This is a genomic window from Variovorax sp. P4_B10 (assembly GCF_056402375.1).
Window position 1 is genome coordinate 1 of sequence record NZ_JBFUHN010000132.1, and the last position, 11,914, is coordinate 11,914.

General features: G+C 67.2%; 13 protein-coding genes. 4 read left to right on the top strand and 9 right to left on the bottom strand.

What is annotated here, in order from left to right:
* Positions 1–376: 376 nt before the first annotated feature.
* Positions 377–727: a hypothetical protein gene (locus AC1DXX_RS32040; protein ID WP_478138234.1), complete on the bottom strand. Its 351-nt coding sequence runs from the start codon at positions 725–727 to the stop codon at positions 377–379.
* Between the two features lie 193 nt (positions 728–920).
* Complete coding sequence (locus AC1DXX_RS32045; RefSeq protein ID WP_478138235.1) at positions 921–1,814, bottom strand: LysR family transcriptional regulator; 894 nt, start codon at positions 1,812–1,814, stop codon at positions 921–923.
* A gap of 92 nt (positions 1,815–1,906) precedes the next feature.
* Between AC1DXX_RS32045 and AC1DXX_RS32050 the strand changes: the two genes are divergently transcribed.
* Entirely contained in the window at positions 1,907–2,686 is a 780-nt protein-coding gene (locus AC1DXX_RS32050; protein WP_478138236.1) for an NAD(P)H-dependent oxidoreductase, read from the top strand.
* Here the strand turns inward: AC1DXX_RS32050 and AC1DXX_RS32055 are convergent.
* Genes AC1DXX_RS32055 through AC1DXX_RS32070 form a run of 4 tightly spaced genes read right to left on the bottom strand, consistent with a single transcriptional unit; the run spans position 2,683 to position 7,581 of the window.
* The gene (locus AC1DXX_RS32055; protein ID WP_478138237.1) at positions 2,683–4,767 is read right to left on the bottom strand and encodes an alpha/beta hydrolase domain-containing protein; all 2,085 of its coding nucleotides are present in this window, start codon (positions 4,765–4,767) and stop codon (positions 2,683–2,685) included. The two genes, AC1DXX_RS32050 and AC1DXX_RS32055, sit on opposite strands and share 4 nt — an antisense overlap.
* A 58-nt stretch (positions 4,768–4,825) precedes the next feature.
* Positions 4,826–5,791 carry a Bug family tripartite tricarboxylate transporter substrate binding protein gene (locus tag AC1DXX_RS32060; RefSeq protein ID WP_478138238.1) on the bottom strand — a complete coding sequence of 322 codons (966 nt, stop codon included), beginning with the start codon at positions 5,789–5,791 and terminating at the stop codon, positions 4,826–4,828.
* Positions 5,792–5,839: 48 nt separating this feature from the next.
* Positions 5,840–6,187, bottom strand: a complete 348-nt coding sequence (locus tag AC1DXX_RS32065; RefSeq protein ID WP_478138239.1) for an AtuA-related protein — start codon at positions 6,185–6,187, stop codon at positions 5,840–5,842.
* A complete protein-coding gene (locus tag AC1DXX_RS32070) occupies positions 6,184–7,581 on the bottom strand; it encodes an acyclic terpene utilization AtuA family protein (protein WP_478138240.1) in 1,398 nt (465 codons plus the stop codon). Before AC1DXX_RS32070 ends, AC1DXX_RS32065 begins: the two co-directional genes overlap by 4 nt.
* Before the next feature lie 88 nt (positions 7,582–7,669).
* Here AC1DXX_RS32070 and AC1DXX_RS32075 point away from each other — a divergent pair, with 88 nt between their 5' ends.
* Complete coding sequence (locus tag AC1DXX_RS32075) at positions 7,670–8,581, top strand: LysR family transcriptional regulator (protein ID WP_478138241.1); 912 nt, start codon at positions 7,670–7,672, stop codon at positions 8,579–8,581.
* A 16-nt stretch (positions 8,582–8,597) separates the two neighbouring features.
* Here AC1DXX_RS32075 and AC1DXX_RS32080 read toward each other — a convergent pair whose 3' ends face one another.
* The 3 genes from AC1DXX_RS32080 to AC1DXX_RS32090 are packed head-to-tail and all read right to left on the bottom strand — an operon-like array spanning position 8,598 to position 10,678.
* Complete coding sequence (locus AC1DXX_RS32080; RefSeq protein ID WP_478138242.1) at positions 8,598–9,248, bottom strand: FABP family protein; 651 nt, start codon at positions 9,246–9,248, stop codon at positions 8,598–8,600.
* Between the two features lie 34 nt (positions 9,249–9,282).
* Positions 9,283–10,251 (bottom strand): Bug family tripartite tricarboxylate transporter substrate binding protein, encoded by a 969-nt coding sequence (locus AC1DXX_RS32085; protein ID WP_478138243.1) that lies wholly within the window; start codon positions 10,249–10,251, stop codon positions 9,283–9,285.
* A gap of 19 nt (positions 10,252–10,270) precedes the next feature.
* On the bottom strand, positions 10,271–10,678 hold the full coding sequence (locus tag AC1DXX_RS32090) for a winged helix-turn-helix transcriptional regulator (RefSeq protein ID WP_478138244.1): 408 nt from the start codon (positions 10,676–10,678) through the stop codon (positions 10,271–10,273).
* A gap of 91 nt (positions 10,679–10,769) precedes the next feature.
* Between AC1DXX_RS32090 and AC1DXX_RS32095 the strand changes: the two genes are divergently transcribed.
* Together AC1DXX_RS32095 and AC1DXX_RS32100 are read left to right on the top strand one after the other, a co-directional pair.
* A complete protein-coding gene (locus tag AC1DXX_RS32095) occupies positions 10,770–11,087 on the top strand; it encodes a DMT family transporter (RefSeq protein ID WP_478138245.1) in 318 nt (105 codons plus the stop codon).
* A 239-nt stretch (positions 11,088–11,326) separates the two neighbouring features.
* Positions 11,327–11,731 (top strand): DUF427 domain-containing protein, encoded by a 405-nt coding sequence (locus AC1DXX_RS32100; RefSeq protein WP_478138246.1) that lies wholly within the window; start codon positions 11,327–11,329, stop codon positions 11,729–11,731.
* Positions 11,732–11,914: the final 183 nt, after the last annotated feature.

The following is an 11,914-nucleotide window of genomic DNA, read 5'->3' on the forward strand; positions in this document are numbered from 1 at the left end:
TCACTCAACTGCTCCTGCAAGTCCGCCGCATGAGTCGCCGAAACGGCTGCTCGCAGAGAAACCTGCACCAGAACTGAGTCCATGGTGCCCTCTCCAGCGCGCTCCACGTAGACATCTCCGCTCTGTCCCACGAACTCCACCACGGCTCTTCGAACCTGCTCTTCGATTGGCATACGCGCGAGCTGACGAAGTCGACGGTTTGACATGGAATCTGCGGATTTATCAGGCTACGGACTTGCCTTACAGGGACTTGGGCCAGGACTGAAATTTCATTCGCTGTCGCTGCAGCCCTGGTGCGGCTGGCGCCGGCACTCGGCGGCATTTTTTAAAGCAACTGATTCTGGCCGAGGCTGGAGAGTCCGGTGTTGGCCGGGCACTAGCCCCTGCGAGCCTCCGCGATTTTTTGTGCCGCGCTCCAACTCAATTCCGTCTGAACCCACGAGACGCAAGATTTCGGCAGACCCAATCCCTCGATAGCGCTCGATATGACTTCATTGACATTTCGACGAAGGAAAGCGGACGGGTCGACATGTATCGTCGATGCGTTGCCGCGGCTTCGGGAGACTTCCGCCAGCTCTTCCAGGTAGATCGTCGCTCCGTTCGGAAGACGATACGCAAAACCCATGGCCATTCCCAAGCCCGGCTCGTCCCATGTATCAAACGGAACTTCCAAGCTCGCGGCGATTTGCGCGACCGTAATGTTGACTGTGCAAACCGGGAATTCCATCGCCTACGGTGCGCCGTGAGAAATTGGTCGAAGCTGAATTATTGCTTGGATTTCGAATAGACAGACCCTTGAAGAGGTTCTGATCCGGGCCACACTACGCCTGACGAACGGGGGGCCGCTCTTGGCCGACTGCAGCGGTCCAAGTGTTCCGTTCGAAGAAGTATCCCACCGGATTGCAGTCACCCGAAGGCATTCACAAACTCCCCGCAATCCACTCCCGCACCCACCGATGCCCCGCATCCCGATGCCGCCGCTCATGCCAGAGCATCGCCATCTCATACCCTGGCACCTCCAGCGGCGCCTCCACCACCCGTAGTCCAAGCGCGCCGCGCGCCAGCCGCTCAGGCAGCATCGCAACCATGTCGGTACTGGCCAGCACCGACATCATGAAAAGAAAGTGCGGCACCGACAGCGCCACGCGCCGCGCCAAGCCGTTCTCTGCCAACGCCTCGTCCGTGGGCCCGACGAACCCACCGCCGCCCGGCGACACCACCACATGCTCCAGCGCACAGAACTGCGCAAGCGTCGGCCTCCGCTTCAACCGTGGATGCCCTGCCCGCCCCGCCAGCACATAGCGCTCGTTGAACAGCACCCGCCGGTGCAGCCCGGGCGGCGCGCCCACGCTGGTGTGAAAGAACAGGTCGATCTCCCCATGCTCCAGCTGCCGCGCCAAGCGCGACGGCACCGCCTCCACCACGGCCAGCCGGGTGTTCGGCGCCGCCGCGCGCAGCCCGGCCAGCGCCGGCAGCAGGATGGCCGACTCGGCATAGTCGGCCGCGGCCACGCGCCAGGTGATGGTCGCCTCGGCGGGGTCGAAAGGCTTGGTGGGCGCCACCGCGCGGCCCAGTGACTCCAGCGCTTCGCGCAGTGGCTCTCGCAGCTCGTCGGCGCGCGCGGTGGGCCGCATGCCGCGTTGCGCGGGCACCAGCAACGGGTCGTCGAACACCTCGCGCAGCTTGGCGAGCTGCACGCTCACCGATGGCTGCGAGAGGTGCAGGCGCTCGGCCGCGCGGGTCACGTTGCGCTCCGCGAGCAGCACGTCGAGCGTGATCAGCAGGTTGAGGTCGAGGCGGCTGAAATTGTTCATGGCAATGGCTGGAATTCGAACTATTCATTTCCAATATATCGCCTTCTTTCCTAACCTGCGTGCATGTTCTTCATTCCACAGGTCCTGACATCATGAAAGTCCTCCTCGTCCACGCCCACCCCGAAGCCCGGTCGCTCAACGGATCGCTAAAAAACTTCATGGTGGAGCGCCTCACCCAATCCGGACACGAAGTGCGCGTGTCCGATCTCTACGCCATGCAATGGAAGGCGCCGCTCGATGTGGCGGACTTCGCACACGTCGAGCCCGGTGCGCACTTCGATCCTGTCATGGATTCACTGCGCGCCTTTGAAGCCGGCACCCAGCCCGACGACATCGCCGGCGAGCAGGCCAAGCTGCTGTGGGCCGATGCGGTGATCTTCCAGTTTCCGCTCTGGTGGTACTCGATGCCCGCGATCCTCAAGGGCTGGGTCGAGCGGGTGTACGCCTACGGCTTTGGCTACGGCGTGGGCGAGCACTCCGACACGCACTGGGGCGACCGCTTCGGCCAAGGCGTGATGGCCGGCAAGCGCGCGATGCTGGTCGTCACCACCGGCGGCTGGGCGCCGCACTACAGCCCACGCGGCATCAACGGGCCGATGGACGACCTGCTGTTTCCCATTCACCACGGCATCCTGTACTACCCGGGCTTCGATGTGCTGCCGCCCTTCGTGGTCTACCGCACGGACAAGGTCGACGACGCGGCCTATACGCGGATCACCGAAGACTTCGGCCACCGGCTCGATGCGCTGTGGACGACGGCGCCGATTGCGTTCCGCCCGCAGAACGCCGGCGACTACGAGATTCCCGCCCTCACCCTGCGGCCCGACATCGCGCCGGGCCGCTCGGGGTTCGCGGTGCACGTCGACGGTTAGGGCAGCACGGGGTTGGCGGCCGCGTTTGCGATCGCGGTGTCGGCGTCCACGCGCAGCATGAAGCGCTTCGCCACCAGGTCGTTGGCCGCGGCCGTCACGGCCGCGACGTAGCCGGCCTGGTCCGTGTAGCGCTCCTGCAGCGAGAGCCGCGGGTCGGTGGTGCCCGCGCGCTGCACCGCCGTCTTCACGAACGGAAAGTACGCGCCGAACAGTCCCGCCAAGTCGATCCGGCCAGGCTGGCTGGTGTAGTTCCACCCGGTGTTGGTGCCCACGGGCACGGCCACGTCGAGGCTGCGGATGCCGGCGATGTCGTTGCCGTCGGCGTCCACTTGCGGCACGAGGATGGCGTAGTCGCGGCCGAGATATGCCGGCGGCACCTGTGTGGCGATGCCGCTCTCGTCCTGCGGGCGGTAGCTCGGCCCCCAGTCGAGCAGCGAATAGGTGTTGACCAGGCCCGTGTAGCTTGCCCCCGGAATGGCCGGGAACTTCACCTGCGGCGGCCGCACCAGCGTGGCGTCGGCCAGCTTCGGCACCTGGCTGTCGGGCGGCACGGTGCCCCTGACGACCCAGTCCTCGAGGTTCTGGTAGAGCGCGCGCACGACCGGCACGACCCCGGCGTTCGCGTTGGTCGCGTAGAGCGCCCCTGCGCTCGTGCCCGGCAGCGACTGAAGGCCCAGCAGGTGATGCGTGCTCGCGTAGTAGTAGACGCGAGCGTTGCCCGGCTGCACGAGGTCCGCCGTGCCCCAGGCATCCGTCAGCAGCGGCGAGCCCTGCAGCACATAGAACTCCGTGCCGCTGAAACCGATGAAGAGCTTGGGGCAGGTGCCGCTCGCCTCGCAGCGCGACAGGATGCCGCCGCGGCGCTGCGCCACGTCGTCCACATAGTCCTTCGAGAGGCCGCGCGTGCCGGCCTGGCCGAAGGCCGTGTGGTCGGTGCGCACGCCGCCGCCGCCGCCGGGGATCGAGAAGCGCATGTTGATGTTGGTCTGCCGCGCCGCGATCTGCGCGAACACGCCGTCGAACACCTTCAGTCCCGCACGGTCCTCGTTGAAGCCGAGGTGCACGAAGGTCTTCATGAAGTTGCCGCATTGCGACACGCCGGAGGCGATGGTGTTCCTGATGGCAGCAGCCACCGGATTGGCAGTGCCGGCGGCATCGCTCGCATCGCGGTGGAAGAAGGTGATCATGTCGCGCAGCGCCGCGAGGCCGAGGCCCATGACCTTCGGGTCTTTCGCGACATAGACCAGCTCGTACATGAAGGCCGGGTCCCATTTGTCCTTCAGGCACACGCTGGTCGCGTCGGGCGTGCCGGGGAATGGCACGGCGGCGCCGCACTTCGCGAACTTCCACTCGCTCGCGGGAATGAGCTGGCGCGCGTCGCTTTCGTTGATGCGCCGGGTGAGCACGTAGCCGGGTTGCGTGTTGTCGAGGCTCGCTGCCGCGTAGGCCTGCATGGCCGCGTTGTACGGGCCGCCGGGCAGCGGCAGCGAATCGTTGGTCGCCGCCGTGGGCAGCAGCTCGGCGCGGTAGGTGCCGGTGATGGTGCTGCCGTCGGCATTCTTCGCCACCGGCACCTTGAGCGTGAGCTTGCCCGGCGCGGCCGGCACGTCGCCCTGCCAGGCTGCCGTGAGGAACACGTAGCCGCGCGACGCGAAGTACGGGTCGAGGTTCACGATGTTGCCGCGGTTCGGCGCGTCGTAGCGCAGCACGCCGCTGGCCTTCGACATGTCCTTGGGCTTGAAGAGCACGAAGTCGGAGCTGTACTCGACCTTGCCGTTGGCATTGAGCGGTGCGAGCGACAGGTCCTGGATGATCGCGTTGCGCGCGTCCTTCGGGTCGACCTCTCCGGTGAAGGTACCGCTGATCTTCTCGTAGGCGCCCACGCTGCCGAAGGTGCCGGGCACGTCCTCGGTCTTCGAGATCGCGAGCTTGAATTGCGGCGGGGTGGCGGCCGCGGGTGGCGCAGCGACGGGCGGCGGCAGCAGGGAAAAACCCCCGCCTCCACCGCCGCTGCCGCCGCAACCGCTCAGAAAAAGGGCGGCCGAAGCCACCGTGGCAGCCGCAAGGCTCCAGCGTTTCATGGTTTGTCTCCTTCGTTGTGGTGTCGGTGCGGTGCCGATCCCCGCTGCGGCCGGCCTGCTATTCGGCTTCGATGCCGGCCGCCTTCACGATGCGGCCCCATTTCTGCGACTCGGCAGTCTGGAACTTCGCAAGGTCTTCGGGCGATGTGGTGAACACCTCGGTGCCGGTCGGTTCGTAGAAGGCCGTCTTCGCGGACTCGCTCTTCGCGGCCTTCACCAGCAGCTCGTTGAGCCGCTTGACCACAGCGGGCGGCGTCTTCGCGGGCGCATAGGCCGCGAACCAGTAGCCCATCTCGTAGCCCTTCACGCCGGCTTCGGAGATGGTGGGCACATCGGGCGCGAGCGGCGAGCGCACCGCACTGGAGACACCCAGCGCGCGCAGCTTGCCGCCCTTGACCTGCGGCAGGCCGGTGGCCGCGTCGGTGATCATCATGTGGATCTGTCCGCCGAGCAGGTCGGTAACGGCGAGCGTGTTGCTCTTGTAGGGCACGTGCAGCAGCTTGATGTCGGCCATCTGCTGCAGCAGCTCGCCCGCCATGCGGCTCGACGAACTGCCGCTGCCGAAGCTGTACTTGCCCGGCTCCTTCTTCGCAAGCGCGACGAACTCGGCCACGCTCTTCGCCGGGAACGACGGGTTCACCACCATGATCTGCCCGCCCTTGCCGAGCGCGGCGATGGGCGCGTAGTCTTTCACGGGGTCGTAGGGCAGCTTCTTGAACAAGTGCTCGTTGGCCGCGTGCGTGGTGTTGGTGGTGATCAGCACGGTGTAGCCGTCAGCCGCTGCCTTGGCCACGTTCTGCGAGGCGATGAAGCCGCTGGCGCCGGCCTTGTTGTCGATGATGACGGGTTGCTTGGTCTCGGCCGTGATGCTGTTGCCGAGCGCGCGGGCGATCTGGTCGGTGGCGGTGCCGGCCGCGAAGGGCACGACGAAGGTGATCGCCTTCTCGGGGAAGGCCTGCGCGTGGCCCAGCAGCGGGGCCAGCGCCAGTGCGGCGGTCAGCACGGTGAGGGGAAATCGTTTCATTGTTTTGTCTCCGGATGGATGGGTAAGGAAAAAAAGAGGGCGCCGCAGCTACGGCCCGGCCAGCAGCGGCGCGAGCGCGCGCGGTATCCGGATCGGCATGTCGAGCAGCAGGAAGGACAGCGCCTTGCCGTGCGCATCGAGGTTCAGCGCGTCGTTGACGCCGCCGTCGAGCACCGCGTCGAGCACGAAGTTCATCGCGTGCAGCTTCGGCAGCACGAAGCGCTGCACCTGCGAAGGCGCGCGGTGGCGGAACTGCGCCGCGACGCGCTCGGGCGTGAGCTGTTCGAGCAGCAAGGGATAGAACTCGGCGCGCCACGCGATCACGCTGATGTTGGAGCGGTCGCCCTTGTCGCCGGTGCGACCGTGGGCTGCGCGGTAGAGGGGGACTTCGATCATGAGTTTTCCAGCGCCCCCGCGTCGAGCAGTTCGAAACGCACAGGCACCGCCTCGCGCGGCAGCAGGCAGGAGAGCGTGTTGAGCCGGGGCGTGAGCGCGGTGCGCACCCCACCGCCGCCCGCCGGGCCGCAGGTGTAGAGCGCCATCACTTCGCGCGCCAGGCGTTCGGCTTGCGCGCGGTCTGCATGCGTTGCGGCCACGCGCAGGCGCACGTCGCGCAGGCCGGTGTCGGGGGTGTCGGCCAGCGCGCGGCCGGCATCGTCGCCGAGGATGCTCAATGCACCGATCAGGTCGACACGCAATGCGAGGCCGTCGAGCCGCTTGCGCAGCACGTCCGCCGCGAGCCGGGCACGCGCCTCGGCACGCGGCCCTGCATAGGAGATCTCGCCCTCGGCGAGCCAGCCGCCTTCGTGGCAGACATTGACCTTGTAGCGGCTCGGCCGCGCATGGCCGCGCACGCCCGACAGCTCGACACGGTCCGCACCGGGCAGCGCGCGCACCTCGGCGTCCGCGATGTCGGCCACCACGTCGGGCGTCAGGTAGGCGCTCGGGTCATGCACCTCGTACAGCAGTTGCTCCTTCACCGTGGCTTCGCTCACGAGGCCGCCGGTGGCGTCCGCCTTGCCGATGGTGCAATGGCCCTCGGCGTCGATCTCGGCAATCGGGAAGCCCACCGCTTCGAGGCCCGGCACGTCCTTGTAGCCGGGGTCGGCGAAGTAGCCGCCGCACACCTGCGCACCGCATTCGAGCAGGTGGCCCGCCATGGTGGCGCGGCCCAGCCGGTGCCAGTCGTCGGCGCGCCAGCCGAAATGCGACATCGCCGGCCCGACGGTCAGCGACGGGTCGGCCACCCGGCCGCACACCACGATCTGCGCGCCGGCGTCGAGCGCGGCGGCGATCGGCTCGGCGCCGATGTAGGCGTTGGCGCTGACGACGCGCAAGCCGTCCATCTGCGCGCCCAGTGCTTCCTGCAGCAACGCACGGTGCGCGGGGCCGGAGAGGTCGTCGCCCTCCACCACCGCGATGCGCGGCGCTGCGGCGCCCAGCTCGCGCGCCATGCGGGCGATGTGCCGTGCGGCAGCCCGGGGATTGGCCGCACCGAAGTTGCTGACGATGCGGATGCCATGCACCAGGCAGCGCGCCAGCACGGGCCGCAGCATGGCGTCGAGCAGCGGTTCGTATCCGGCATCAGGGTTGTCGCGGCGGCGCAGCTGCGCCAGCGCCAGCGTGCGCTCGGCCAGCGTCTCGAAGATCAGGAAGGCGCGCTGCTCCGCCGGGCCGCCGGCCAGCCGCGCGATCAGCGTGTCGACCACGGGCCCCGCCGCATCGGTACGGTCGCCGGAAAAGCCGGCCGCACAGCCGATCAACAGGGGGGACGAAGCTGGGGCGTTCATTGAAGCGGACTGTAGGCAGGCGTCCGTCATCCGTAAAATCGAAACTTCGGATCAATTGATCTGGATTTCAAATAACCAGGACCGCAACATGAGAAAGACGCCCGACCTTTCGACGCGGCAGCTGCGCGCCTTTCTCGCGCTGGCCGAGCACCGCAACTTCACGCGGGCGGCGCAGACCAGCCATCTTTCGCAGCCCGCATTCAGCGCGCTGATCCGCACGCTCGAAGACGCGGTCGGCACGCGCCTGTTCGATCGCGACACCCGCAGCGTGCAGCTCACGCCCGAAGGCCGCCTCTTCGAAGGCTCGGCACGCCGGCTGCTCGACGACATGGGCAGCGCGATGGGCGACCTGGCCGACCATGTGGAGCGCCGCAAGGGCCGCGTGCGCATCGCCGCCCTGCCCTCGCTCGCGGCGGGTTGGCTGCCGGCCGTGTTCGCGGAGTTCATGCAGGCCTGGCCCGGCATCCGCATCGACCTCGACGACGCGCTGTCCGATGCCTGTGTCGCGCTGGTGCGCAGCGGCCAGGCCGACTTTGCGCTCGCAGCCTCGAGCGCGGCGGCCGACAGCGACCTGCGTGCGCGCAAGCTCTGCACCGACCGCTTTCACCTGGTGTGCCGCACCGACCATCCGCTGGCGCAGGAGCCGCGCCTCACGGTGAAGAAAATCGCGCCCTGGCCCTTCATCCAGATGGCGCGCAACAGCAGCGTGCGCCAGGCGCTCGACGTGGCGCTGCATCCGCTGCGGCTCAACGCGGTGTTCGAGGTGGAGCACCTGGCCACCGTGATGGGGCTGGTGGAGGCCGGGCTCGGCATCAGCGTGGTGCCGGCCCTTACGCTCTTTCACTTCCAGCGCGAGACGCTGGTGACACGCCCGCTGCCGCTGCCGGCGCTGACGCGCACGCTCTACCTGGTGCAGCGGCGCGAGGGCAGCCTGTCGGTGGCGGCGCAGACGCTGCACGACCTGGTCGTCGCAAGGCTCGGCGCGCTGAAGTTCGACTGAGGCAGGTCCGCCGCAATCACGCAGGCATGCTGGCCATGGCCGCCCGTGCGGTCGGGTTGGGCGTGGGCTCGGCGATCTTGCGCAGCGTGTTGCGGTCGGTATGGCGAAAGGGCTCCGCCTTGCCGCGGATGCTCAGCAGCGTTTCCTGCTCGTAGGACCAGCTGCCGTCGTCGTGGATCGACACGGAGATGTTGTAGCGCAGCGTCTTGAACGCATGCTCCAGGAAGGGGTTGGAGAGGATGCCGTTCGTTTCGGCGCCGCGCACCGCCTCGAGCTGGAACGACTTGGCATCGGCCTGCGCACGGCCCATTGCCATTGCAGTCTGCCCGCGCGGTATCGACAGCGTCTGGATCACCGTGCCGGTGGCGGGCTCCCAGAGCCAGTAGCCGACCTGGTCGTGAAAGCTCTCGACTTCGTCCGGCTTGACGATGCGCAGGTGATAGCGCAGCCCGTAGAAGATCTGCGGGCCGTTGGTCTGCGCGTCGATGGGCTGGAACTCGGCATGCTCGATGAAGACCTGCGCTTCGGGGCCGTCTTCCTTCGGGCTGACATCGTGGCCCGCCGCGCTGGTCCAGATGCCGGCCAGGCCGGTGAGCGGGCCCAGGTTGGCGAGCGTGTGCGGATCGGGTTCGGGCTCGGTGTAGATGTCCCTGGGAAATTCTTCCATGTGCATTCCTGAAAAAAATGGGGCGACGGCAGTATCACTGGTCGAGGCGGATGCCGACCCTGGCGATGATCGCACCCCACTTGCGGCCTTCGCTGTCGATGAACGACCGGAACGCCTCCGGGGAGCCGCCGCCGGGCACGAGGCCCTGGTTGGCCAGCAACTCGCGCACGGCCGGCTCGCGCAGCACCGCGTTCACGTCGGCATTGATGCGGCGCACCACCTCGGGCGGCGTGCCGCTGGCGGTGAAGAAGCCGTTCCAGGCCAGCGACTCGAAGCCCGGGTAGCCCGACTCGGCGACGGTGGGCAGGTCTTTCATGAGTTCGGGGCGTTTGGCGCTGGTGATCGCGATCAGCTTCACCCGCTTGCCCTGGATCAACGGCAGCAGCGCTGGCGCCACGGTGAACAGCGCCTGGGTGTCGCCCGCCGCGAGCGACAGGCCCGCCGGCGGCGAGCCGGCGTAAGGTACATGCACCGCCTCGATGCCGGCAGCGCTGCGAAACAGTTCCATCGTGAGATGCGATGAACTCCCCGCGCCTACCGACGCATAGCTGAACCCGTTGCCCTGCTTCTTCGCCCAGGCCACGAACTCCGGCAGCGTGTTGGCCGGGTTGCTCGCCTGCACCGCCAGCACGTTGGGCTGTGAGGTCGTGAGCACGATCGGCAGCAGATCGCGCGCGGGTGCATAGGGCATGCGGGCGTACATGTAGGGACCGAAGGCGATCGGTCCGTTGAAGCCGATGCCCAGCGTGTAGCCATCGGCCGGCGCCTTGGCCACGGCGTCCATGCCGATCAGGCCACCCGCGCCGGCCTTGGTCTCGATCACCACGGGCTGCTTCCACATCACGCGCAGCCGGTCGGCCAGCGTGCGCGCGATCAGGTCGAGCGAACTGCCGGCCGGTGCGGGAACGATCACGCGCACGGGCTTCGAAGGCCAGTCTTGCGCCGAGGCGCCGGCAGCCCATGCGCATGCGAGCAGGAAGATGGCGAACATGTTCTTTTTCATGGGATTCCTTTCACGGCCGTCAGCGCCTTGCGCGCGCTTTGGCCTGCGCCCTGTCGATCTCGGCGTGGTTCGACTCGGCCCAGCGGTCCACCGCGATCAGCGTCTTGCTCAGCGAGAGGCCCAGCGGGCTGAGCCGGTACTCCACATGCGGCGGCACCGTCTGGCGGTCGTCGCGCAGCACCAGCCCGTTGAGCTCCAGGTCGCGCAGCGTCTGCGTGAGCATCTTCTGCGAGATGCCGCCGACCTTGCGCAGCAGTTCGTTGTTGCGCTGCGGCTTGCCGCGCAGCAGCGGGATGACGAGCAGCGCCCATTTGTTGGCGACGAGTTCGAGCACGCGGCGCGAGGGGCAGTCGGCGTTCCACACATCGGCGGGTGCTTCGTGTGCCACAGGCGTGGCGGTTTTCGATGGCGGTCTTGCAATTCCCATGGTTACCAGAAGGTGCGTACTTGTCGATGAGTGCCCGGGCGGGAATTATCGGCTCTCGCTCTTCCCGCACAAACGACAAAGGGGTTCTCTCATGGGTTGGTTTTTTCTTCTGGCCGCAGGCCTGGTCGAGATCGCGATGGCCGCGGCGCTCAAGCAATCGCAGGACTGGACGCGGGCAGTGCCGTCGGTCGTCGGCGTGCTCACCGCACTCGTCAGCATCTACCTGCTGGCCAGGGCCTTGCGCTATCTGCCGCTCGGCCCCGCCTATGCGATCTGGACCGGCATCGGCTCGGTGGGCGTGGTGCTGATGGGCGTGCTGTTCTTCGGCGAAGCGCTCTCCGCGCCGCGGCTGGGCTGCATCGCACTCGTGATTGCGGGGTCGGCGGGGTTGCGCCTCCTCGACGCCTGAAGCCGGAAAGGACGGCGGACAGATCGCGCGCTTTTTTTTGCGACCGGCAAGTACGTCTTCAGACTGTCTTTTACAGAGTCTTTCTCTTTCGTGAAAACCGAAGAACTACATACACAGCGGCCTTTAACCACTCTGCGAATGGGTCGATTTTCCTGGGGCTTCTAACCGCCGCTGCATAGGGGCAAGATGCACGTCCGCCGATTCTTGCGTCACCACGAACTGACCGAAGGAGCCTGTCCATGTACGCCACGCTAGAACGCCCCGTGATGGAGCGTCCCGTCAAGATCCCTGGACCCGATCATCGGATCGACATCGCACCGAACCCGCATCGCGTGGTGGTGTGGGTCGATGGCCGCGTCATCGCCGACACGCGCGAGGCACTGACACTGCGCGAGGCTCACTTCGGAACGGTGCACTACATCCCGCGCAAGGACGTGAAGATGTCGCTGCTGGAGCGCACGGAACACGCGACCTACTGCCCGTACAAGGGCGAGTGCGCCTACTACAGCATTCCCGCCGGCGGCGAGCGCTCGGTGAATGCAGTGTGGACCTACGAATCGCCGTACGATTCCGTCGCGCCGATCAAGGACTATCTGGCCTTCTATCCGGACCGCGTGGGGCCGATCGAAGAGCGCGTTGTCTAGCCGGACCTCGACGCACCCTTATTAAAGGCAAAAAGAAGCCGGGCCTCGCTTTCGCGGGGCCCGGCTTTTGTGTGTGCCCTCGCCGACGACGAGGCAAGGCGGTATCGATTACAGCGGCAGTGCGTCGCCGCGAGCGGCAGCGCGGGCTGCGGCACGCACCGTGGCGCGGTCCACCGTGCTGGC

What these genes read in the sequence shown, in the direction of transcription:
- AC1DXX_RS32060 (WP_478138238.1), bottom strand. Translation starts at nt 5,791, where the DNA reads ATGAAACGATTTCCCCTCACCGTGCTGACCGCCGCACTGGCGCTGGCC.
- AC1DXX_RS32055 (WP_478138237.1), bottom strand. Translation starts at nt 4,767, where the DNA reads ATGAAACGCTGGAGCCTTGCGGCTGCCACGGTGGCTTCGGCCGCCCTT.
- AC1DXX_RS32050 (WP_478138236.1), top strand. Translation starts at nt 1,907, where the DNA reads ATGAAAGTCCTCCTCGTCCACGCCCACCCCGAAGCCCGGTCGCTCAAC.
- AC1DXX_RS32095 (WP_478138245.1), top strand. Translation starts at nt 10,770, where the DNA reads ATGGGTTGGTTTTTTCTTCTGGCCGCAGGCCTGGTCGAGATCGCGATG.
- AC1DXX_RS32040 (WP_478138234.1), bottom strand. Translation starts at nt 727, where the DNA reads ATGGAATTCCCGGTTTGCACAGTCAACATTACGGTCGCGCAAATCGCC.
- AC1DXX_RS32080 (WP_478138242.1), bottom strand. Translation starts at nt 9,248, where the DNA reads ATGGAAGAATTTCCCAGGGACATCTACACCGAGCCCGAACCCGATCCG.
- AC1DXX_RS32045 (WP_478138235.1), bottom strand. Translation starts at nt 1,814, where the DNA reads ATGAACAATTTCAGCCGCCTCGACCTCAACCTGCTGATCACGCTCGAC.
- AC1DXX_RS32100 (WP_478138246.1), top strand. Translation starts at nt 11,327, where the DNA reads ATGTACGCCACGCTAGAACGCCCCGTGATGGAGCGTCCCGTCAAGATC.
- AC1DXX_RS32090 (WP_478138244.1), bottom strand. Translation starts at nt 10,678, where the DNA reads ATGGGAATTGCAAGACCGCCATCGAAAACCGCCACGCCTGTGGCACAC.
- AC1DXX_RS32075 (WP_478138241.1), top strand. Translation starts at nt 7,670, where the DNA reads ATGAGAAAGACGCCCGACCTTTCGACGCGGCAGCTGCGCGCCTTTCTC.
- AC1DXX_RS32070 (WP_478138240.1), bottom strand. Translation starts at nt 7,581, where the DNA reads ATGAACGCCCCAGCTTCGTCCCCCCTGTTGATCGGCTGTGCGGCCGGC.
- AC1DXX_RS32085 (WP_478138243.1), bottom strand. Translation starts at nt 10,251, where the DNA reads ATGAAAAAGAACATGTTCGCCATCTTCCTGCTCGCATGCGCATGGGCT.
- AC1DXX_RS32065 (WP_478138239.1), bottom strand. Translation starts at nt 6,187, where the DNA reads ATGATCGAAGTCCCCCTCTACCGCGCAGCCCACGGTCGCACCGGCGAC.